At 35.6% G+C, this 23,343-nt stretch carries 17 protein-coding genes; 5 read left to right on the plus strand and 12 right to left on the minus strand.

The window, feature by feature from the left end:
* Positions 1–232: 232 nt before the first annotated feature.
* From B0X80_RS16060 to B0X80_RS16070, 4 genes are all read right to left on the minus strand, one after another.
* Complete coding sequence (locus B0X80_RS16060; protein ID WP_077342117.1) at positions 233–1,639, minus strand: undecaprenyl-phosphate glucose phosphotransferase; 1,407 nt, start codon at positions 1,637–1,639, stop codon at positions 233–235.
* A 111-nt stretch (positions 1,640–1,750) separates the two neighbouring features.
* A complete protein-coding gene (locus tag B0X80_RS16065) occupies positions 1,751–2,746 on the minus strand; it encodes a hypothetical protein (protein WP_077342119.1) in 996 nt (331 codons plus the stop codon).
* Between the two features lie 60 nt (positions 2,747–2,806).
* Positions 2,807–2,968: a lasso RiPP family leader peptide-containing protein gene (locus B0X80_RS20385; RefSeq protein WP_139345337.1), complete on the minus strand. Its 162-nt coding sequence runs from the start codon at positions 2,966–2,968 to the stop codon at positions 2,807–2,809.
* 26 nt (positions 2,969–2,994) lie between these two features.
* Positions 2,995–3,612: a hypothetical protein gene (locus B0X80_RS16070; RefSeq protein WP_077342121.1), complete on the minus strand. Its 618-nt coding sequence runs from the start codon at positions 3,610–3,612 to the stop codon at positions 2,995–2,997.
* Between the two features lie 409 nt (positions 3,613–4,021).
* On the opposite strand from B0X80_RS16070, the gene B0X80_RS16075 reads away from it, so the two are divergent.
* Complete coding sequence (locus B0X80_RS16075; RefSeq protein WP_077342123.1) at positions 4,022–5,974, plus strand: asparagine synthase-related protein; 1,953 nt, start codon at positions 4,022–4,024, stop codon at positions 5,972–5,974.
* A gap of 14 nt (positions 5,975–5,988) precedes the next feature.
* On the opposite strand, the gene B0X80_RS16080 is transcribed toward B0X80_RS16075, so the two are convergent.
* The 5 genes from B0X80_RS16080 to galT form a co-directional block, all read right to left on the minus strand.
* A complete protein-coding gene (locus tag B0X80_RS16080; RefSeq protein WP_077342125.1) occupies positions 5,989–6,468 on the minus strand; it encodes a lasso peptide biosynthesis B2 protein in 480 nt (159 codons plus the stop codon).
* Between the two features lie 140 nt (positions 6,469–6,608).
* Positions 6,609–6,887 (minus strand): PqqD family protein, encoded by a 279-nt coding sequence (locus B0X80_RS16085; protein ID WP_175623967.1) that lies wholly within the window; start codon positions 6,885–6,887, stop codon positions 6,609–6,611.
* Positions 6,888–7,087: 200 nt separating this feature from the next.
* A complete protein-coding gene (locus tag B0X80_RS16090; RefSeq protein WP_077342129.1) occupies positions 7,088–8,797 on the minus strand; it encodes a sodium:solute symporter family transporter in 1,710 nt (569 codons plus the stop codon).
* A 222-nt stretch (positions 8,798–9,019) separates the two neighbouring features.
* Positions 9,020–10,177, minus strand: coding sequence for a galactokinase (gene galK, locus B0X80_RS16095; RefSeq protein WP_077342131.1), 1,158 nt, complete (start codon positions 10,175–10,177; stop codon positions 9,020–9,022).
* 66 nt (positions 10,178–10,243) lie between these two features.
* Positions 10,244–11,296: a galactose-1-phosphate uridylyltransferase gene (gene galT / locus B0X80_RS16100; RefSeq protein WP_077342133.1), complete on the minus strand. Its 1,053-nt coding sequence runs from the start codon at positions 11,294–11,296 to the stop codon at positions 10,244–10,246.
* A gap of 162 nt (positions 11,297–11,458) precedes the next feature.
* Between galT and B0X80_RS16105 the strand changes: the two genes are divergently transcribed.
* A complete protein-coding gene (locus B0X80_RS16105) occupies positions 11,459–12,475 on the plus strand; it encodes a LacI family DNA-binding transcriptional regulator (RefSeq protein WP_077342135.1) in 1,017 nt (338 codons plus the stop codon).
* A gap of 77 nt (positions 12,476–12,552) precedes the next feature.
* Here B0X80_RS16105 and B0X80_RS16110 read toward each other — a convergent pair whose 3' ends face one another.
* Positions 12,553–12,732 (minus strand): hypothetical protein, encoded by a 180-nt coding sequence (locus tag B0X80_RS16110; RefSeq protein ID WP_077342137.1) that lies wholly within the window; start codon positions 12,730–12,732, stop codon positions 12,553–12,555.
* 129 nt (positions 12,733–12,861) lie between these two features.
* On the opposite strand from B0X80_RS16110, the gene B0X80_RS16115 reads away from it, so the two are divergent.
* Positions 12,862–14,679: a right-handed parallel beta-helix repeat-containing protein gene (locus tag B0X80_RS16115; RefSeq protein WP_077342139.1), complete on the plus strand. Its 1,818-nt coding sequence runs from the start codon at positions 12,862–12,864 to the stop codon at positions 14,677–14,679.
* A gap of 185 nt (positions 14,680–14,864) precedes the next feature.
* Here the strand turns inward: B0X80_RS16115 and B0X80_RS16120 are convergent, their stop codons facing one another.
* Positions 14,865–15,860: a LacI family DNA-binding transcriptional regulator gene (locus B0X80_RS16120; protein WP_077342141.1), complete on the minus strand. Its 996-nt coding sequence runs from the start codon at positions 15,858–15,860 to the stop codon at positions 14,865–14,867.
* Positions 15,861–16,125: 265 nt separating this feature from the next.
* Positions 16,126–17,475, minus strand: coding sequence for an MFS transporter (locus tag B0X80_RS16125; protein WP_342743320.1), 1,350 nt, complete (start codon positions 17,473–17,475; stop codon positions 16,126–16,128).
* Positions 17,476–18,636: 1,161 nt separating this feature from the next.
* Here B0X80_RS16125 and B0X80_RS16130 point away from each other — a divergent pair.
* Together B0X80_RS16130 and B0X80_RS16135 are read left to right on the plus strand one after the other, a co-directional pair.
* Positions 18,637–22,317, plus strand: a complete 3,681-nt coding sequence (locus B0X80_RS16130) for a TonB-dependent receptor (protein WP_077342145.1) — start codon at positions 18,637–18,639, stop codon at positions 22,315–22,317.
* An 80-nt stretch (positions 22,318–22,397) separates the two neighbouring features.
* Entirely contained in the window at positions 22,398–23,294 is an 897-nt protein-coding gene (locus B0X80_RS16135) for a hypothetical protein (RefSeq protein WP_077342147.1), read from the plus strand.
* Positions 23,295–23,343: the final 49 nt, after the last annotated feature.

Genomic DNA, 23,343 nt, shown 5'->3' on the forward strand with positions numbered 1-23,343 from the left:
TCCTTAAAGTATTCAATTTAAGTCATTAAACCTGTCAGCGAATTCCGCTAATTTTTCTAATTAGAGATAAACCCTACAACCTTTTTTCACCACAGAGTACACCGAGGCGCTTTGCGCTTCACCGAGCAGTGATAAAACATTTAAGGGTTAAACACCTCAAAAGTTAAACCTGCCAGCGAATTCCGCTAATTTTTCTAATTAGAGATAAACCGTAAAACATTTTTTGTTGTTTCTAGTATGCATTTTTATCGTTAAACGATCTAAATACGGTAAATATGATAATTTTTACGTCAAGCCATAGGGTCCAATTGCGAATATATTCAAGGTCGTATTTTATACGCATTTCCATTTTGTCTATGGTGTCTGTTTCGCCGCGCCATCCGTTAACTTGCGCCCATCCTGTAATACCTGGGCGTACTTTGTGGCGAAGCATGTAGTAGTCAACTTCTTTACGGTACGATTCGTTATGCGCTACGGCATGAGGTCTTGGGCCTACTACCGACATTCTGCCTTGTAGTACGTTGATAAATTGCGGTAGCTCATCAAGTGACGTTCGTCGTAAAAATGCGCCTAGAGGGGTTATTCTAGCGTCGCCTTTGGTGGCTTGTGTTACTACATCTGAGTTTTCAGTTACCGTCATTGAACGGAACTTCCATACTTTTATTTTTTTCCCGTCAAGCCCGTATCTATTTTGTTTAAAGATTACAGGGCCTTTTGAGGTTACTTTTACAGCGATAGCAATAAGAAGTAGAGGTATGGATATTAGTGTAAGTATACCGAGTGAGAATACGATATCTTCAAATCGTTTAAGTGCCGCGTTACCACCACGCATTGGGTTGTCGTATACGCTGATGGTTTGGATATTACCGATGTGTGACATTGAAGCATTCATTAAGGTATATACGAATAAATCGGGTACGAGTTGTACGTTAGCAGTGGTGTCGCCGAGTAATTGTAATATGTGTTTAATACGTGCTTCTGCTACCATAGGTAAAGCAATATAAACTACGTCAAACTCGTTATTTTTTGCGCGTTCTACACCGTCTTTTATCTTACCTTCTAACCATGCGTGGTAAGTGGCTTCAATTCTTTCTGGTACTCGGTCGTCGAAAACAGCGGTTAAACGATAGCCTGTTTCAGGATGGTCTAATATTTGTTGAGCTAATCGCTTACCTGATTTAGTAACACCGATTATAGCGACGCTACGTGTATTCAAACCTTTACGTCTAATTCTCGCTAAAAAGCGGTTAAACAGTAGACGCCATGCGACAAGTGAAAAAAAAGTAGAAATAAACCAGATGACAACAGTAACTCGAGAGAAGTCTTCTGATTGTTTAGTAAAAAACATGTAAGTTATGATTAAAACGGCAGCACAACCCCATGAAATAAAGGTATAAAAGACAATCTCATTAAAAAATCCAGCACGCCATGAACGGTACAAAGCAAAAGATTCAGCTGTTAAGAAGAAGCCAATAGAAGCAATTAATGAAAGTTCGAAATATTCTTTGGTGTATGTGAGTGAATAGCTATATATGGCTAAAACTATCATGAGATGAATAACTGATAAATCAATCAGTCGGTAAACTACAGCGAAAACATTGATGTTGTTTTTTATGATACCGTTATTATCGTTGATCATTTTACTACATATTCCATTTTACTAAACGTCCGTGAACACATGATTTATGTTGAACATTGTATACTAAAACTAAAATAAATTTACTTTTATTTATTTACTTTTGCTTGATATTTATTCACTTAAATCATTAATGATTATCTCTTGAACAGTGTTCAAGTACTGTTTACCACTCAGGTACGTTATTTTTTTAATACTTACATTTTTTACTAATTGTGTAAGTTTAATAAAGCGCTGTTGTTCTAAAGACAATGCTTTGTAAGCACTGCCTAAAATACTATTTTGTATTAATAAAATTACAGCTTCAGCAGATGATAATGTTGTTATATTACAAACTGTTGAAATTTTATTATTATTTTCAGTGTTTTCAACTCTGTTTAATATATAAATTGTTTTTAATTTTTTAGGTTGTTCGCAAAAATTAAAACCGCTGTTTTTATTTATTTTTACTATTTTTTTCGCAAAATCTTGGTGTACTTTTTCAAGCTCGTTAGTGTTTTTATTGTTTATTATTTCTAACGTTTCTGGCCACATACGGGCTACAGGCCAACTCGGATAAATAGTATATTCTTTATCTTGCTGGTGTAATGCCATCATGTCGTCGGTCATTACTGAAAATTCATTTTTACATAATTCTGCGGTTAGCGTTGTTTTACCTGTTCGGCTTGGTGCTACAAAAGCAATAACCTGATCTTTATAAGCTAACGCATTAGCGTGTATACACAATACATTGTTTATTTCTAACCATAAGGCCATACCTATCGTTTGAAAATAATGTGCTGAGTCGGTGCCTTGATTATGCCAACTAACCTCTATGTTGTTTTTGTCTATTTTAAATAGACCTTTACCTTGGCAATCAACTTTAAGTATGTACTTTGGGTTGTTCGCCTTTTGATCTTGTATATATAAGCTAACCGTTGATTGATAGCGTTCGCCATTGTCTTCCATAACCCAGTTTGCTTCTTTATTTTCGATACATTCTTGGTTAAATGTATTGAGGTTTAAAGCCGTGAAACGGATAGTAATGTGTTGTTCAACCTTATGATTTTTATGATCACAAAAAGGTTCGCAAGCTACACCATGCAAAGGTATTTTATATAATGGATTCATTTTTATTAGATATTAAAAAGCCTATAACCAATAACGGTTATAGGCTTTATAAAAAACATACTACCCTTGGAATGGGTTACGTTTTGTGTGGCCACCCTGTTCGTCTGGAATACTTCCAGAAAAACCTTGCGTAAGTTCCGCTAAGTTACCTGCATTTGTTAATACAGGTTTAGTGTAACTTTTTAAAGATGTGTTCTTTTCTGTTGTTTCAATAGAGTTCATGTCTTTACTTCCTTTTGGTTTCTAACTTAAGACTTTCTACGAATATTAACCAACGCTAATAAACCAGATAAAAATACTAATGCTGTAGCAGGTTCAGATACTACTGATTTGTCTGTGTCAGTTAAAAACGTAAGTTTTTGACCTAAATCTAAAAATGTAGTCGGTTTCCAATCAATATTCATTGTACCGAATAGATCTGGTGCACTGAATACGTTTGTGAAAGAAGCTGAAACATCTGTAGACGATGAAGCAAATGGACGACCAACGTTAGAACCAGCAGTATATTCAATTGAGTCTGCGTCATCAAAGTAAACTCCAGCAATGCCAGCATTTACTTCTAAACCAACAATACCGATAGATAGGCTATCGTTAGATAATACCCAGTCGCCCACGAACATGTTAGATGCGCCGTTATAGTCTCCAAACGTATCACCAGTAAGAGATAAAGACCAACCTGCGCCTGTAACACCGCCTGAAGTTGCACCTGTTGCAGCCCACGTTAAAGTTTCGCTACTTCCGTTGCCAAACATTGCTGTGACTTGTATACCAGACATATCAGCACCGTTTATATTGCTAATAATACCCGCTTGTGAAAATAAGCTTGTAGATAATAATACAGAACCAACAATTAGTTTTTTTAACATTAATCTTCTCCTTAAGAGGGATGTATATAATAAATTCGTTAAAAACAAAGCAATAAATAAGCCATAAACACTATACTCTTATATATCAAACACTTAATAGGAGTATACAAACTAGTATTTAAATGTAAACTATGACTGTAAAAATATCAGACAATACCTAGCTAGCGTTATTAAATATGTTGTTAAAACAACCCTTTTCGCACAAAAATAGAGCAAACACTTAAATTTTGGTTCTATTATCGTTTGTTTTTTGATTAACTTATTTTTTAGCGTGGTAATTTTACACCATATAGATGACAATTGTATTGCAAAATTAGCTAAATATAGAAGAAATAAAATAACCTGTGATGTGATTTTTATTCTTGTATATTAACGATTGATTACTCTACTTTTTGGAATATTATTTTTTATGGACAATTTATTTGCCGCATGTGGTTCGGTTATTAGTGGCGACAATGTATTAAAAAACATTAAAAGTATCGCATCAAAAAATAAATATAACTTTAAAAATAAAGAAGTTACAAAAAATAAAAATAAGACTCTTTATTTAACCTATTACACTGCTGTAACGAATAAAGCTGAAACAATTGATAACAATTTATCAGTATTTGACGTAACTAAAACAGCTTTAGATAATGTAACCCGCGTTATTTGTCGTTCTAGAATTGATAATAAAAAGGATCTTTTAACGCAATATATCGATCCTGATGAAAGTGTAAAAAAATCCGACACTGATACGATTTCTAATGACTCTGCCTTAATAAGCTTTTTATATAAAAAATTAAATCATAAACTTCCTACACAATTAAAAGGTAATTTTAGTTATGTGATTTGGGATGATGAGTTACAAGAGTTACATGCCGCTATTGATGCTTTTAATACGGGTTCCCTCTTTTATATGCAAGTTGATGATATGTTTTATGTTGCGTCTGACGCGCAGGTTTTAGCAAGTCATCACAATGTTAGTCTTACAGTAAATAAACGCGCTATTGCTCAGTGGCTTTCGGGCAGACCTGATCCTAATGTTTCTATGTTTAATGAAATAAAGCGTTTACCCAATGGGCATAAGTTAGTGTGGCGTAATAACACGGTGGAAGTGTCTAAGTTTTGGGATGTAAATACCGATAAGCGCATTCGTTATGCTAATACTGATGAATACGAACACCATTTTTTTGATTTATTGTCACAAAGTGTATCTAACCGTTTAACTACAAGTGCAAATGCGAATGATGCTAATAATACGCCTGTATTTACACAAATGAGTGGCGGTATGGATTCTACCTCGGTTACGGCTATAGCGAATATTGAGTCTAAAAAGAATCACCAAACGCTGCATACTTTATCGCATAGTTATCAAAGAACCCAAAGCTGCGATGAAATGAGCAACATTAACGATATGATCGCCAAACTAGGTTTAGCTAACCCGCACTTTATAGAGTTAGATAAGTTTGACGATATTGGTTTTACTGAGTTGTACCCTACCGATTTTGATAATCCTGGTATTGTATTGTCGCCTAAATATCATGAAGAATTAGCTTTAATGCAAAGTTTACAGGCAAACGTGTTGCTAACAGGTAATGGTGGTGATGAAGTTTGTTGGGGCCATAGTTCGTCTTATAGGTCGCGCTTATATAAAGGTGAACTTGGTGTAATTAATGAAGTGGTAAAAGCCTGTGGTGAGTTAAACGAGCCTGTAGCCAGTTCTTTAATTAAGTTATTTGTAAAACCGTTAGTGCCGCACACGATGCAAAATTTAATGAGGTTTGCGTTAAATAAACCGCGTGTAAGCCGTACCGATAATATTACTGATAATGTTAGTTCGGCTTGGTTAACAGATGAAGCTTTGAGTTTATTAGAAGAAGACGCAATGGCTAACCCTTTTAGTAAACGATTTGAACCAGCTAAATTTGCTCGTTACCATTCATTAAAAACGACTTCTACTTATAATTCTATGCGCTCTTATCAAAAAGTGGCTAATCAATACGGTGTTGATGTTAGACATCCGTTTTTTGATACTGATGTGGTTGATTTTAGTTTTGCGATTCCTGAAAAAATGTTGATTCAAGGGAGTTATCCTAAATGGTTGTTAAGAAAAACCATGGAAGACTATTTACCCGAGTCGGTTGTGTGGAATAAACATAAAACGGTGTTCGATCATCATTTTGCTAATTTAGTACGTAGTAATGAAGAAGAGTTAAGAAACTTGCTTAGCCATAGCGGATTACACGATTTAGGCTTGTTAGATAATAATGTGTTGCTGCGCGAGTTTGATGAGTTGGTACGTAATCCGAACCGTCATTTAAATGTAGATATGTTGTACGCTATTTTGACGCAGACTTGGTATCAAGCTCATTGTGTTTGATTAACACCGTTGAGTTATTTAAGCATTGATAGTGTTTGAGCGTCGTTTACTGTGGTTAGCTCTTTATAGGTAGAGATAACCTCTTGTGAATCGTTTATAACTTTGCCATTAACCGACAACCACGAATGCGCTGCAAGTTTGCTGTTTTCAAACTTTACGCCAAGGTGTAATTTACATTGAATACCGTAACCGCTAAGTAGGTCTTGTTGACATAAGCAACGGCGTAGACAATTCATGTGACGAAAGTGATTGCGCCCTGCACTTTCGTTTATTCTGATGATATTAATAATACTTTGATGCTGTTTAACGGGGTTTGCGTTTAATACTGCGCCATTAGGTGTATAGGTATTACTGTATGTGTTGGCAAGGCTTGCTTGCCATTTTTTATAATGGAACTTTGATATTAATATGTCCCATTTTAGATAAAGGTACCACGATTTAACCAATATCGACAATTCGTACCACGAAAAGGTAAAAAGCTTACGTATTTTCATTTATGCTGCTTCATTTATGTTTTACCTAAACATTTCACTGATACGTAACTATGGCTGCAATTGCGACTATATAAACAGTATGTCGCATACAAAACCCACCCGTACAGAATCCCCCATAAAGAAAAACCTAGAGGCTATATTTATACCCTTTCGATAATAAGCTTTTGGCTTATCATGTTGGTGAGTAATTCTTTTAAATCGGCTTCTACTTCGTTTACGGATACGTCGTAAGTGCTTTTTATACTTTCAATAACTTGCTCTACATTTTTACCTTCTTGTAAGCTTTCAATCATGAAAGTACCTACGGGATCTAAAGTAAAATAATTACCATTTTCAGGTTCTAAAATAACAGTTTCGTTATCTACTTTTTGAAATAACACATTGTCGACTAATTGATATTTACTGGTATTGGAAAGCAATGAGATGTCCTTATAAACGTAATGTGGTGTGATATTAATTAACGCGAATTGATTTATGTAACTCGCTATAAAATCGGTAGGTGTATTATGCAAAGTTTAAAATTGTAGTGCAATGAAAGTAAGCAATAAAAAAAGGTTAACTTTCGTTAACCTTTTTGGTTTTTTATTAAATGTTATTAATTATTAACCATACGTTTTGTTTACCAAAACTGAATGTATAAACCAATGGTCATTAACACAACTAAGAAGCCACATACTTGAACTGATTTAGAAGACTCTAAACTGATTTCTGTATTGATAGGCATAACAACTGGTGTTTTAAGTGGTTTAACGAGTGTTGCAATAGCACAGTAAGCCATGATGACTAAGAAACAAATAGCCATGCGATCTAGGAAGGCAATCTCATTAGAGAACCATAAACCTGAATCAACAATCATGTCGCCAATAAACCATTTAAGTGAACCGTATAGAATTACGTTAAGTAATATACACTGCCATCCTAAAAAGCGTGGTGCTCTTGGAACTAACATACCAAATAAGAATATTGCAATAATACCTGAGCTGATAAAGCCTTGGAATTCTTGAATAAAGGTGAATATTCCACCAAAACCTGGGTGTGCTAATGTTGGCGCAATTGACGCTGAAATAAGTACAAAAATTACAACAAATGCTTTACCTACTTTAGGTAATTGTGAATCAGGTGTATTTGGTTTTACTTTTTTGTATAAATCCATTGTTGCGATAGTTGACGCTGAGTTTAACATTGACGCTAAAGAACTTACGATAGCACCAAAAATAGCCGCTAATACGAACCATGAAATCCAAGGATAAGGTTTGATTAAGTTACGTAATAATACAGGGAATGCACCATCAAAATCGTAACCACCGTTCGATACAGCTAACTGCTCGTAGTATAAGTTAAAGGCTAAGATACCTGGAATTACTACAACAAATGGAATTAAAAGCTTTAAGAATGCAGCAAAAACGATACCTTTTTGGCCTTCTGCTAGCGATTTAGAACCTAATGTTCTTTGAATGATATATTGGTTTAATCCCCAATAGAAAAAGTTAGGTAACCATAAACCAATAACAAGTGCTGACCATGGAATTTCAGCATCATCAATTGGACGGATCATGTGTAACTTACCGCCTTCTTCAGCTGTACCACCGTTAAGTAGCTGGAATCGCTCCCAACTGCCGGCATTTTGTAGTTGGTCAACCGTTACTTCTTTCAAAGTAGCTGTTTTAACTAAAGATGCTGGGTCTGCTACGCCTAATGCTTGGAATGCTAAATAAGCAACAATAGCACCACCAACAATTAACGCTGCGCCCCACACTAAGTCGGTCCATACACAGGCTTTTAAGCCACCTACAAAAACATAGCCAGCAGAAAGCAAAGCAATTAACCAACACGCTGCGGTTAAGTCACCTAATATGAAAACGTCTGGGTAATAACCTGAGATAACTTTAGCACCAGAATAAATAACAGAAGCTGTTGGAACACCTACTAAAATAAGTAAGGTTGCTAATGCCATTACGGTACGTGAACTTGCACCATAGCGGTATTCTAAAAATTCAGGAACCGTATAAATACCAGCACGTAAGAAGCGCGGTAAAAATACGAAAGCTACAACCACTAATGTAATTGCTGCCATCCACTCGTAAGAGGCAATGGCCATACCTAACCAATCGGCAGCTTTACCTGACATACCTACAAATTGTTCAGTTGATATATTGGCAGCAATTAATGAAAAACCTACCAAATACCATGAGAGTCCTCGACCAGCCAGAAAGTAAGAACTACTGGATTGATTCTCCGAATCGGATTCGCCTTGTTTACTCTTCCATATCCCCATCCCTATAACGCCTGTTACAGCGATGATGAAGAGTGTAATTTCAATATAATTCATATTTTTATTTTTTCTCTTTGATATTAATTATAATAGGCTAATTGAACAGCCTAAGACTCAGCGTATTAAGTAACTAATACTAAAAAGCAACAATGCATGACTCCCCTCGCTACATTGTTACTTAAATTTGATACTCATTATCAATCAAGCGACCTATTTCTAAGTACTTGAATGCTAACGAGTGTCTATAATAGCTTATTCATTTACAATGTTACACTAACATTATGCAGGAATTAAGCTTGCACCTTCTTCAGCTGAACAGACAAACACACTAGGTGCTAGGCCTGTTTTCGCTTCATACTGGCTTTCAACTGCAGCAATTACAGCGTTTACGCTCTCGTTAGGAACAAGTGAAACAACGCAACCACCAAAACCACCACCTGTCATACGTACCCCACCTTTATCACCAACAGCTGTTTTCATAATATCAACTAAAGTATCTATTTCAGATACAGTAATGTCGAAATCGTCACGCATTGACGCATGCGACTCTGCCATTAATTGTTGTAGAACAGGCATATTATTTTCTTTTAATGCTTGAGCGGCAGCAACTGTACGATCATTTTCTGTAATAACATGCTTTGCACGTTTTGCGGTGATTGGGTCTAACTCGTCTTTTCTGCTGTTAAATGTTTCTATGCTTACGTCACGTAATGCTTTAACACCAAAAAATTCTGCGGCTGCTTCACACTGTTCACGGCGTGTATTGTATTCGCTGTCAACTAAACCACGTTTTTTGTTTGAGTTAACAATAACAATTGAAACACCTTTAGGAATTGAAACAGCTGATGTTTCAAGGCTACGACAGTCGATAAGTAACGCGTGATCTTTTTTAGCTTCAGCTGAAATTAACTGGTCCATAATGCCGCAGTTACAACCAACAAATTGGTTTTCTGCTTCTTGACCATTTAATGCGATGTCTTGTTGGCTAATGTCTAAATTAAATAACGCTTTAAATGTTTGACCAATAACAACTTCAAGTGCTGCAGAAGAACTTAAACCTGCGCCTTGAGGAACATTACCACTTACTGCAATGTCGGCACCTTTGAAGTTATATCCACGGAGTTGTAAATGTTTAACAACGCCACGAATATAGTTTGCCCAACCTTTATCAACGGGTTCAATCGGTTGTGTTAAATCAAAGCTGTCTTGCTCGCCTTGATAATCAACAGATACAACGCGAACTATGTTGTCTTCACGCGTGTTAGCTACTACTACGGTTTGGTAATTAATAGCACAAGGTAATACAAAACCATCGTTGTAATCAGTATGTTCACCAATTAAATTTACACGGCCTGGTGCTTGTATTTTATGGCTACCAGAGTAACCAAATGTTTGTTCAAAAGTCGTTACTACGCTTTCTAATAATTCTATCGACATTGTTTATCTACCATTCAATCAATTAAATTTATCATTGTGTTTTAAAGTTTTTATTTTAGTCTTGCTTTATTTTTCACTTAAATAGTGAACATCGCTTACTGCTCTTAGTTTTTCAGCGGCTTGCTCTGCGGTTAAATCACGTTGTGATTCAGCCATCATTTCGTAACCTACCATGAACTTACGTACAGTCGCAGAACGTAAAAGTGGTGGATAAAATAAGGCATGCAATTGCCAATGTTCTATGTCGCTACCATCTTTAAAGTATGGTGCGTAATGCCACCCCATTGAGTAAGGGAATGAACATTTGAATAAGTTGTCGTAACGGCTGGTTAATAATTTAAGCGCTAGTGCTAAATCATCTTTTTGTGCGTCGTTTAATTCTTCAAAACGCTTAACGTGCGCTTTAGGCATTAACATGGTTTCGAAAGGCCAAGCTGCCCAATAAGGTACAACGGCGATCCAGTATTCTGTGTCTACAACAGTGCGGCTACCATCAGCCATTTCAGCTTTTACGGTATCAAGTAATACGTTAGTGCCGTGTTTTTCGTAGTATTCCAGCATACATTTGTTTTTGTTGAATACTTCGTTTGGTAAGAAGCTGTTTGCCCAAACTTGGCCGTGTGGATGTGGTTGAGAACACCCCATTACTTCGCCTTTGTTTTCGAATACTTGTATCCAAGGATAATCTTCTTTTAAGCTATCTATTTGTTCTACCCAAGTGTCTACAACGCCACGAATAGCTTGTGTAGAAAGCTCTGGTAAGGTTTTGCTGTGGTCGGGTGAATAACAAATAACACGACTTAAACCACGCGCACTTTGGCTAGTAAATACATTGTTTTCGCTGGCTGGTGAGTCTGGTGTGTCTTGTGTTAGTGCTGCAAAGTCGTTAGTGAATACGAATGTTCCGGTGTAGTTTGTATTTTTGTCACCTGAAATACGGTCGTTGCCAGGACACAAGAAACAGTCTTCAACATAGCTTGGTAGTTTAGTATCTGAAACTTCTTCATCTTTACCTTGCCATGGTCTTTTAGCTCTATGTGGAGAAACTAAAACCCATTGCCCTGTAAGTGGGTTATAACGGCGATGTGGATGTTCAGTAGGGTCAAATTCAATAGTCATTATTTAAAAGATCCATTACAAGTTTAATAATAAATATTAATGTAAACGTTTACACCTTTCAATGCAACACTTAAATTTTAAAATTGTATACGTTGATTAAAGCTAGAGAAAATGACAATATTGTGACACCTTGATGTTTTTATAAAATGTAAACATTTACATATGCCAACAATTAAAGATGTTGCACGTATTGCTGGAGTGAGCGTTGCAACTGTTTCTAGGGTTGTAAATAACGCCCCAAAAGTCAGCGAAAAAGCCAAAGCAAAAGTTAATAAAGTGATGGAAGATTTGGGCTATACCCCAAATGCGAACGCACGTGCTTTAGTTATGCAGAAAAGTACAACTATGGGTGTGGTTATTCCTGACTTAACCGATCCATTTTTTGCTTCGTTAGCTAATGGTGTGGAAGAAGCCGCCAGAGAAAACAAAATGCAGTTATTATTAAGTACCGGCATGATAGACGCAGAATCTGAACGCAAAGCCATTACGTTATTAATAGAGCAACAATGCGATGTATTGGTTGTGCACAGTAAAAAGTTAAGTGATGAAGAAATTATAAAGTTTGCTCAAAAGAAGCCTGGGCTAGTACTAATTGACCGATATATTAAAGAAATAGGCAATCGCTGTGTATGGTTAGACAACCTTGAAGGAGGCAAAACCGCTGCTCGTCATTTGTTATCTTTAAAACACACTGAGTTTGCCTGTATATCAAGTAAGTACAAAATAGATGATCCTGAATTACGAACAAACGGTTTTCAAAGCGAAATTGAAAAAGCCGGTTATTTGTTAGATAAAGATTTAGTTGAATACGGTGATCCTAATTTACAAGGTGGTGAAATAGCGACGCAAAAACTTTTATCAACAGGTAAAAAATTTACGGCTATTTTTGTGTATAACGATGCGATGGCGATTGGTGCAATTTCAACTTTAGAGAATAATGGCTTTAACGTGCCTAACGATATTTCGGTACTTGGGTTTGATGATGTGCTGTTGTCTCGCTATTCACGCCCTAAGCTCTCTACCCTGCACTATCCTATTAAAGATATGGCGATTCAGGCGGCCAATATTGCATTAGCGGCAGTGTCTAATAAAACCGAAGAAAGCTCAAAAAACAATGAGTATAAATACATCCCTATTATTGTAAAACGCGAGTCAACGTCTACTAAAAAAGCCACTTAGCTTTATTAACCTAGTTATCAGGTTAAGTAACTTGGCATAAAATTAAAGAGCTACTGTTGCCCTTTAATTTTATGCCCCTACACTATACCAAGTTGTAGAAGTTGATCTGCACTTGTGATGGTGTCGAAGTTATATTGAATACTCCCCTTACTTGCTTTGCCTTCGCTGTAACTCTTGGTAGTTCCTATGGTGGTATCAATTTCACCTAAAAAATTTAAACCACTCACTAAAATGTATTTATTACGCCATACGGTCATAGAAAGTAATAATTTATTACATATAGCAACCCTCTTAAAGGGGATAGCGCTTTACTTGATTTTCAAAATAAGTCATATTACATAAGCTAGTTTAGCAGTACTATAATAAATATTAATGGATAAAAAACTATGAAGAAAATTCTCTTATACATTGTTAGCGTAAGTATGACGCTCAGTGTTTCAATAGCACAAGCGCGTGTTATTAATGTAGCGGAGCACGGTATTGTGCCGGGTAAAGACATTACTTTTACATTAAACCGTTTAATTGATGAAATAAAAGAGGAAGAAGATGTCACTTTGTTTTTTCCTAAAGGACAATACGACTTTTACCCTGAAAATGCTGTTGAAAAGTATCGCGATGTTGCCAACCACGATAATGGTTTAAAGCGTATGGGCTTTCCTTTATATAACAGTAAAGGTTTAACGATTGACGGTAATGATTCGTTATTTATGTTTCATGGTCGTGTTGTTCCTTTTACGTTAGAAAGCACGGAAAACGTTACCCTTAAAAACTTTAAAATTGATTTTATTCGCTCTTTTCATGCTGAGCTAACAATTGTTGAACGTGATGTAAAAAAGAAAACATTTGTGGCAACCATTGATAGTAAGAAATATCCTTACCTGATTAAAAATAATCAAATTTTCTTCGACCGTTTTGATCAACTAGACCCTATTGGTTCAAATATTGTTTTTGATCCTAAAACAAAGTCGCCTGTATTTAATACACGTAAATATAACATCAATGGTTTAAACACTAAGGTGACTCAACTGAGTGATAACCGTTTAAAATTTGAAAATTTAGGTAAAAGCACACCACCACCTATTGATAATGTACTGGTTGCTTACGGCATACATCCAACAAGTCGTTTAGTACCAGGCATTCATATCACTAATTCTAAAAACGTTAAACTACAAGATATTACGGTATTTGATGCAGGCGGAATGGCGTTAATAGTAGAACGTACTGAAAATATTCACCTGAACCGTTTTAACGTAACGTCAGGCGATGATCGCATGGTGGCAACACGTGCCGATGCTACACACTTTGTTGGCTGTAAAGGTACTATCCTTATGGAAAACAGCTTATTAGAACATATGCTAGACGATGGTATTAATGTACATGGCGCTTATGTAAATGTAGATAGCTACTTAGGTGACAAACAATTTATTGCGTCTATTAGTCACTTTCAGCAAATGGGTTTAGTGTTTGGTGAAGCAGGCGACAAAGTTGCAATATTGTCTCGTGAAACTGTTTTACCTTTCTTTGAAACAAGCATTACACAAGTAAAAAAAATAAACGAAAAACGTTTTATTATTACGTTAGCTGATGTTCCTGCTGAAATGCCGAAAGGCCCATTATCAATGGAAAACTTAACGTGGAATCCTGATCTTGTTATGCGTAATAACACCATTAGAGAAAACCGTGCGCGTAGTGTACTAGTTACAACTAAAGGTAAAGTGCTTATTGAGAACAATTACTTTAACTCTCAAATGCACGGTATTTTAATCGAAGGCGATAATAAAAAATGGTATGAATCAGGCGCAGTACAAGATGTAACTATTCGCAATAATACCTTTGTAAATAGTGGTTTTGGTGGAGGTGCGGCATATCCGTTATACGCCTCTCCTATGCTAACGCCACAACAACGAGTAGGTGAAGGTTTTTATCATAAAAACATAAACTTTACGGGTAATACGTTAGAAAGCTTTAACGGTTTGATTGCGTTTTCACGCTCTGTTGATGGTTTAAATATTTCAAACAATACGATTAACAAAAGCACAGGTTATCCTAATAACCTTGATTATCCTGCGATTGATTTACATTATTCAAACGATGTAAACATAGAGAAAAACAAAGCGAATGGCTTTGATGAAGCATTAAAAATTAATAAGTCAGCCGATACATCAAAAGTGTCAGTTGAAAAAAATAAGGGTTTTATGTTTTAGACCCTTGATACGGTATTTGTGGTCTCCCCCCCTTGTACCGTATCCCCTCCTTTCTTTTTCATCAATAAATATCCCAAATACGAATTAAATATCTATAAATGATCAATTGGTTATTGCGATTGGTATTATAGAGCCCACACAGGTAAGGCTCTATTTATAAAGAATGAATGGTGGAATACAGGTAACTATTGAACCGAAAGGCGCTCTGTTAAAGTAGGCATAAATAAGTGAGTTTTACTTTCATCTTGCTCACTGTTATTTGTTAATTGCATTGAAAGATTAGTTGCGTACATCGCCATTTTACCAATAGGATACTTCATGGTGGTTAGCTTAGGTCGACAAACATTTGCGATGATAATATCATCAAATCCTACAACAGAAACATCATTAGGTACGTTATACCCTCGCTCGAATAAAGCGTTTATTGCGCCTATACCTACAGAGTCGTTAAAACAAATAAGTGCGGTAAAGTCGATTTCTCTATCAAGTAATTCGTAAACTGCTTTTTCTCCAGCTTCCATACCGGCATTATTATAAATAATATTCTCTTCGGGTAACTCTAAACCTTTAGTGGCTAAGGCTTGTCTTATACCCACTATACGATCGATAGGATCACTTATTTTTAAATGACTCATTATGACCGCAAATTTTTCATGGCCTTTATTGACCAAATATTCTGCTATTTGACGACCACCAGATACATTGTCTAACCAAATACAACGACTTGCAATTTCAGGTATAAATCGATTAACAAGTACAAGGCCTTTAATTTCTTTTGCCCATTTGATTAAGGTTTTATCATCAGTAAATTTACTGTGTAAAATAATATTTTGGCAACCTTGCTCTAAAAATGAATCAATAAGATCTTGTTCTATTTTAGGGTCGTTGTGCGTATTACCCATCAGTACTTTATATTTAGCTTTATATGCAGCTTCTTCAGCACCGATAGCAAGCGCACCAAAAAATGGAGAAGAAATATTAGGTACAATAATACCCACAATTTCAGTTTTATTACTGGCAAGAGCACGAGCATTTGTGTTGGGTCTGTACCCCATTTTTTTAATGATTTTTTTTACATGCGCACGACACTTATCACCGACTTTGCCCTCACCTCGAACAACTCTCGACACTGTCGCTGGAGAAACTCCTGCTTTATCTGCAACATCCTGCAATGTAACCATACAAACCTCTACCCATTTTTGCCAAATCTTACGCCAAGTCAACACTCGACAAAGTATTATCCCTAATAATAGAAACGTATACAATTCAAATATATAAAACAGCTATGTTTATATTAATATAATAACTATATAGATTATACATACCCATTAACGTATCATTATTTTTATTTATTTAACAATAAAAACAAGTTGTTATCAAAATAAACTGCTTATCACTAATTAAATTAACTTTGTATGCAATCTACTGCATTTACATACAATTAATTTATATTTTAATTTTTTTAATAATAATAAATGCCGTTAAACTCGATAACACAGTACCAAACGTTAATATAACTCGCATACTTAATAAGGTATCAGGTGTTTGAGGATTAATTGCATTTGCGTCAAATCCTATTAAATTAAGGGCTAAACCGCTGCATATAACAGCAATTGCACTGCCTAGCTTTCCACCCAATGTATGAATAGAAATAAAACTGCCCTTTCGGTCTAATTGTGTTTCTTTTCTGTTAGCTTCGCTTAAATCAGCAATCATTGAAGGAATAATAACAAACATAGATAGCCATACTGACGAACTGAGTACGGCGTCGAAAGGCAATAACCATTCATTTCCAGGAGTGAAAATAAACCATTTGCATAACCCACCCAACATAGTGAACAGAAATACAATTTCTAAGGTTTTTTTATTACCAAACCTTTTTGCCGTTAGTGTAATTAAAGGTATAGCGATAAATCCCATAGCTGAATAAGAGCTGGATAAAACGCCTTTCCAAAAAGCCCCTTCAACAACATCGCCGCCAAACATGTAATAAACAATGAGGTAGTAATCCATCGACGCAGAAAAACCTGAAATGCAGGTTTGACACAAAACCACTAGCATTAATAAACCAAAATTTGTATTTCCAAGAACACAAGCTAACGACGCTTGAAGCGCACGCAGTCGACTCACTTTAGGTGTTGCTTTTATGTTTTGTTTTAACGGTAATTTTGAATCCTTTAATAGCCAAACCGGAAACATGCCTAACAGCGCGATAAGTACACAACCTATAAACCAGCCCACCACTTTAATACCTAATAATAAGGAACCAAATAAAGACAGCTGCGCTAACGGAAAAGCCCAATGGTAGAGAATTGAACAAACTTTATTATAGTAAGCAATGAATCCAAGCGTGCGTGTTCGCTGGTAACTATCCTCAGATACTTCATACATTAAGCTGGTTAGTGGAATAATATAAACACTAGAAAACAACTGAAAAATAAGGGCTAGCAAAAAAATATAAGTAAGAATTTTTTCTTGTGGTAAATCACTTGGGATCATCCACAACAAACCATAAGAGACACCACAAACAAGTGCGGCAGTTATTAATAAAGGATCACGCGTGCCACGTGTTCGATACATTGAATCAGATAGTTGACCAATAAACGGCCCTAAAAATAAAGCAATGAATAACGGAATAGTAATACTTAAACTCAGTAAAAAAGGATCAACACCCAATGTCATTTGAAAAAATGGCGTAGCTAATATCCATATGCCATTTCGCATAAAGAAAACAGAAATATTACCAAAACCTAATGCATTAACTTTGGATAAGCTGACTTGATTTGAAATTGTTATATCCTTTCCTTTAAGCTTAAATTAACAACAAGGTCAATAAACTATTTATTAACCTTATTTATAAAATTACCATTACTTAAGCTATTTACTGGCCAAATATGTTACTCGATCATTCGCCCATATGTGTTTTGTACGTTGCTTAGTAAAATCAACATCACCTTTTTTAGGCTGTTTCCAATCATTTTTCATGACTGTGTTAAATGTAAAATGTAAAACATTTAACTTTGTGTACATCGTAATAACATTGAGCATTTATCAGTAATCAATTGATTATAAAGAAAATAAATTTATTTTATTATATTTTATCGCTAAGGCTAAAAATACAAAACTCACATTCCCCCCCCCCTAAATACTCATATTAAAAATAACACAAACTAAAAATTAGTAAATCAATAAAACAAATTTTAGGATAGCGCTACCTCTCATATTTATTTTAGTCAAAAAAATATAAAAATAATAAAAATGCAACGAATACAATAAGCTTATATTCAATAAAAAAGTCACTATCAGCTCTTATATCATTAGCTTTATTAACAAGTTTAAAAATCTGCAAACTTTACAGCTACAGTAGGGTTAAGTATAAATAAATTATCAGGTAAGGGTTTTCCTGAATATGTGACTAAAAGTGATTAAGTTTGATATAAAAATGAAAAAGTAATAATTGTAAATAACAACTCATACTCTATGGCCACTAATACTACTCTTAATCGTTATCGCTTTATTTCTCTATATTTTAAGCAATATTATAAACTTTTCACCTCCCTGCTTAACCATTACCTAATAAAACAATAAGACACTGTATTTAAAAGATAAAAAAACACAACTCAAATATTAAAGTACTTTTTCATCAATAAAACAAAAGACGATTTGGCTGTAATATAATCACATTAAAGTTAATCTTTCTCTAAAAACCTTTCATTTTTTTAATAATATTCAGTTCTTTCATTCGTATTTTCATATAACTTTTTTATTTATTAAGCGCAAAACTATTGCAATATCTTCTTTTATTGCTTAAATTAATAAAAGGAAAGCGCTATCCTAAATCAAAACACTAAAATTTGATTTTATTACTATAATTTTATAAAGCATCTTTAAATTTTTTCGAGTTGTACGGCAATACTTGAAAAACAAACAATAAAAACAGCCGTAAGGGGATATACAATGCATCATATGTTTAAGAAAACAACACTCTGTGCAGCTATATTGACTTCATTAGCAGTTAACGCAGTACACGCTGAAGAAGAAAATAATAAAAATAAAAAACAAGCTGAACAAGAAGTAGAAGTAATTGAAGTAACTGGCTTTCGTGGCAGCTTACAAAAAGCCATCAACGCAAAACGCTTTTCGGATGGCGTTACAGACTCTATTCATGCTGAAGACGTTGGTAAATCGACCGATCAAAACATCGCTGATGCCCTCTCTCGTGTTACAGGTGTTACTGTACAAGAAGCCGATGGTGAAGGAACAAAAATATCTGTTCGTGGTGCAGGTGCATCGCTAAACCAAATATCATTAAATGGTGTAACACTAACCAGTGGTTTATCTAACCCTTCTGGTGGCTCAAATGCTGTTGCTGAACAAAGTGTTGATTTAAGTGCTTTCTCTTCAGATATTTTATCCTCTATTGATGTAGTAAAAACAGCTTCAGCTGAACACAACGAAGGTTCTCTTGGTGCTAACGTAATACTTAAAACTGTTCAACCTCTTGAATTAAAAAACGCTAAACGTAGTTTTGAATACCAAGGACGTTACAACGATTATTCTGGTAATTTTGATCGTAAAATAGCGGGTACTTTTTCTGATAAATTCTTTGATGATACCGTTGGGGTGATCATTACCGTATCAGACGAAACGCAAAAGTCGCGTCAAGATAGATACCGTAATTCTTATGATTCTAAAGCACAAAGCATTAGAGATGGTGGATCAAGAGATTTAAAAACGAATAAGATTATTCGTACTTATACTCCAGCAGATATGGATAATTTTGATGAAGCGAGCTTCGATCCATCAGCAAGTATTGCTGGATTTGATCCTGATCAACACGTATATCAAATAACACCTACCGAAGGTGAATACCAAGCATTCTCGTTAGCTTCATCAGCATATGATTTAAATTTAAATGAACGTAAACGCCAATCTATTACGGGTGGTTTTCAGTTTTATTTAGGTGATGATACCGAACTACAACTTGATTTAAGTCACAGCAATCAAGATGTAAAAGAAGATACTCATCGTTACGATATGCAATTTGACATCAATTGGGTGCCTGAAGATTACGCTCCAGTACATAATTTCTGGACCGTAGATCGTGAAAACAATACGTTAGCTAAACGTCTTGTCCCGCAATCAAAAGGCCGTATTTATCGTGATGTGGGTGGTTATGAAGTTGATAACAATGTTGCCAGCCTACGCTTAGAGCACAATATTACCGATACGTTTAACGTATCATTAGTAGCTGGTTATTCAAATACTAAACAAGAAACAAAGCCTGATAATGCCAGCATGTTATTAGAACCTGGCGCTATATCAATAGATGATTTACCCTACCCTGAATATGACGGTAACGGCAACATCATCCCTAGTGCAAATAACAACCAATACGTCATTCAACCTACAGGATATGACTGCACAAGTGGCACATGTTACTTAGTTACCGGTAATGATTTTGTAAGATACTCTTCGCCCGACGAAAGAGTCACAACAAGTCCTACAAATCCATTAGATCCAAACCTTTTCCGTGTTGCTCGAATTACTAAATACGAAGCAACGAATAATGATACCAATAAATCTATATTTTTAGATTTTGATTGGGATGTGGATTTTCTTGGTATAAACCAAGTTGAGTTTGGTGCTAAATACAGTAATCGTAAAAAAGATGTTTATTCATTTAGATCAGATACCAGCAGTAATAATGTTGAAGGTGTTGGTGATGGTGAATCTGCACCTGTTACTTTTGATGATTTAAACTCACTTACTTTAGGTGATGTACTTGAAAATGGTAGCTTCCCAGTAAACGACTTTATGAAGGGTTTATTACCGTCAGCAGGTCAACAAGATTTCTTAAAAGGCTGGGGATTAGTATCTACAGAAAAAGCCTTTGCCTTAGCATCAGACAAAGAAGTACGCTTAAAAAATAGTCCCGCAGGATCTCGTGAAATTGAACAAGATACGTCGGCTTTATATGCGCAATTAAACTTCAATTATATGGACAACCGTATTACCGGTAATATCGGTTTACGTTACGTAGAAACAAAAACCTCTGCTGAAGCTTATAACCGTGTTAGGTTCCAAAGTAATAGTAATGTATTTGATGTATACGACCTTGTTTTTAACAAGCAAATAGCTAATACAGATTTACCTGAATGTGATATTGTTAATCGTATAGCTAGTAACGGAAAACCAAATTTTGACCAATTCCCTGAATCGGGTTACCCCGGCTCAAATGGTGCGCCTTTGTGTCATGATCCTCGTTGGATATTTGTTGCCGATAAGCCTTCCAATCCTAAAACGTTAGATGTTGACTATAGCGGTAACATTCCAGTTGTATTAACCAATGATCCACATTCTAAGGGTAAGAAACGTGTACTCAAAGAATGGAATGATCTTACAACCAATAACAATACAATTTGGGACATTAATGGTAATCCTATCAACGGCGGCGAACCCCGCGGTAATATAGCATCTGACCGTTCATTTATCGGTACTGATTCAGCTAAGAATCATATGTTATTACCTAGTTTGAATATTAATTTTGCCTTAAACGACGATATGATATTGCGTTTTGGTACATCAAAAACGATGGCACGTCCAAGGTTTGATTCAACAACACCTAAACTTGAAATTATCGAAGGAAACGGTCCTCAAGGTCGTGGTAGTGCAGGCGCTGTTGATTTAAAACCGCTTGAATCTAATAACTTAGATTTGTCGTTTGAGTGGTACTTTAGTGAAAGCGGCTTAGCATCAATTGCTCTATTCAATAAGGATATGAAGAATTTTGAAGAAACCGTTACTGAAACGTATTTGTGGCGAGATATTCGTGAAAACTATAGCCTTGAAGGCATTGCTAACTTAAATGAAATTCTCATTGTTCCTGAACGTACTGGTGAACTTGGAATATATGACTTAGAGCAAACAGTTCAAACTCCAGCGATTGGCGGCCTAACAGATGCTTCAGGTAACGGCGTAGATACTAGCGGTGATTTTGCTTGTATGCCAGATCGTATGGCTCAGTGGGAAACAAGACGTGAATTAACACTTGGTTGCCATCAAATAGCGTTACGACAAATACGTAATGGTAAAGGAGCAAATATTCGTGGTGCTGAAATTTCATATACCCAAAACTATGACTTTTTACCGGGTGTATTTTCAGGCTTAGGTGCAAGTGTAAATTACACCTTCTCTGACTCTGAATCTGAACAAGAAGTATTAATAACGGGTGGTATCGCTAAGCCTTTACCACAAGCTAATACACCTAAGCATTCGGGTAACATGACTCTTTTCTGGGAAAATGATGACATAATGATGCGTTTAGCCGCTCGTTATACGGGGGAGCAACTTATTTCTCGCTCAATCAATAACGGTGCAGAATGGAAAGACAAAGCAACTCGTTTAGACTTTAGTTCAAGTTACAAAGTGAATAAAAACATTTCTGTAACCTTCCAAGCACTAAACCTTACTGATGAAGTGATTCGTACTTTCTGGACGAGCACAGAATCTATTCTTAATGGTGAAGTCATAGACGAAGGTAATGTACTTGATGGTAGCAATGCCACGACAAGCCGTACATTACAAGAATATAAAACGGGTAGACAATTTCGTTTAGGTGTAAGAGCTAATTTCTAAACTACATTGATTAACATTTAATAATAAAAGCATGGTAATTAATTTTACCATGCCACATAAAAGAATACTGGAGATGTAAGATGATTAAGAACTTACTAACACTAACGTTAATAATGAGCTCAACAGCACTTGTGGGTTGTGGCTCTGACGAAGGTAACGAAGCGTATGGTTTCGTTGTTCCTGATGAAAAACCTATTGAAATGGATTCACCAACTAAAAGTGTCACGATTAACGTTGATGGTTTATTAGGCGAAGAGCTGATTAAGATTAACTTGCTAGACGGCATGTCTATTGATGGTCAAGCTTTAACTGAAGACACTAGAGATGTATATATCCGTAAGATAGCAGATAAAGATTTTGATGTTGATACTGTACCCGCTTTAGGACCGAACGATGACGGTAAAGAAGTACTATTTTTTGATTATGAATTAATCAACGAAGAAAATGCAACAAACGCAGGAAGCGAAGAACAATTAAAGAAATATTTAATTCAACCCGTACAAGTTGAAAACAATACCCTACTGGTTAATCGTCATTTATTTAGAAAGGCTCAAAAAGGCTTAACTCAACCACAGCAAGATACGGTTACTCCTTTTGATCCTACTGAAAGAATTTCGCAAGTAACGTACACAATTAGTTATGAAGTTGATAATGGCTATCCGTGTATTTCATTAGAGTCTAGTTACCGTTTAGGCCAATGTACTGACTTATTGATGGAGCAAGGTAATGTTGATTTATGTAACAGTGCTGATGACTCTGTTGAAGCTTGTGGCGAGTACATTATTAGTAACAATGTTGATTACGTATTTGAATGTGACGATGTTGATAACTGTACATCTGCTGAGTTAGACGCTAATTATAAAACAGCATTAACTAATGCAGTTATTTCAAAAATTCAGGATGCTGACGGTAACCTTCCAAACATTAGAACGTTAACGTTGGTTGTGAACAACAATGTTGATTCACCTGATTTATAAATAAATTTAGTTTTATTTATAATACGCAAAGCAGATAAGCCTCCCCCTT

It is taken from the genome of Pseudocolwellia agarivorans, assembly GCF_002000085.1.
In the GTDB taxonomy this organism is placed as follows: domain Bacteria; phylum Pseudomonadota; class Gammaproteobacteria; order Enterobacterales; family Alteromonadaceae; genus Pseudocolwellia; species Pseudocolwellia agarivorans.

Bases quoted from the DNA above. Each gene is read 5' to 3' on its own strand.
- B0X80_RS16060 (WP_077342117.1), bottom strand. From the start codon at position 1,639: ATGATCAACGATAATAACGGTATCATAAAAAACAACATCAATGTTTTC.
- B0X80_RS16075 (WP_077342123.1), top strand. From the start codon at position 4,022: ATGGACAATTTATTTGCCGCATGTGGTTCGGTTATTAGTGGCGACAAT.
- B0X80_RS16105 (WP_077342135.1), top strand. From the start codon at position 11,459: ATGCCAACAATTAAAGATGTTGCACGTATTGCTGGAGTGAGCGTTGCA.
- B0X80_RS16090 (WP_077342129.1), bottom strand. From the start codon at position 8,797: ATGAATTATATTGAAATTACACTCTTCATCATCGCTGTAACAGGCGTT.
- galT (WP_077342133.1), bottom strand. From the start codon at position 11,296: ATGACTATTGAATTTGACCCTACTGAACATCCACATCGCCGTTATAAC.
- B0X80_RS16130 (WP_077342145.1), top strand. From the start codon at position 18,637: ATGCATCATATGTTTAAGAAAACAACACTCTGTGCAGCTATATTGACT.
- B0X80_RS16120 (WP_077342141.1), bottom strand. From the start codon at position 15,860: ATGGTTACATTGCAGGATGTTGCAGATAAAGCAGGAGTTTCTCCAGCG.
- B0X80_RS16115 (WP_077342139.1), top strand. From the start codon at position 12,862: ATGAAGAAAATTCTCTTATACATTGTTAGCGTAAGTATGACGCTCAGT.
- B0X80_RS16135 (WP_077342147.1), top strand. From the start codon at position 22,398: ATGATTAAGAACTTACTAACACTAACGTTAATAATGAGCTCAACAGCA.
- galK (WP_077342131.1), bottom strand. From the start codon at position 10,177: ATGTCGATAGAATTATTAGAAAGCGTAGTAACGACTTTTGAACAAACA.
- B0X80_RS16070 (WP_077342121.1), bottom strand. From the start codon at position 3,612: ATGTTAAAAAAACTAATTGTTGGTTCTGTATTATTATCTACAAGCTTA.
- B0X80_RS16110 (WP_077342137.1), bottom strand. From the start codon at position 12,732: ATGACCGTATGGCGTAATAAATACATTTTAGTGAGTGGTTTAAATTTT.
- B0X80_RS16080 (WP_077342125.1), bottom strand. From the start codon at position 6,468: ATGAAAATACGTAAGCTTTTTACCTTTTCGTGGTACGAATTGTCGATA.
- B0X80_RS20385 (WP_139345337.1), bottom strand. From the start codon at position 2,968: ATGAACTCTATTGAAACAACAGAAAAGAACACATCTTTAAAAAGTTAC.
- B0X80_RS16065 (WP_077342119.1), bottom strand. From the start codon at position 2,746: ATGAATCCATTATATAAAATACCTTTGCATGGTGTAGCTTGCGAACCT.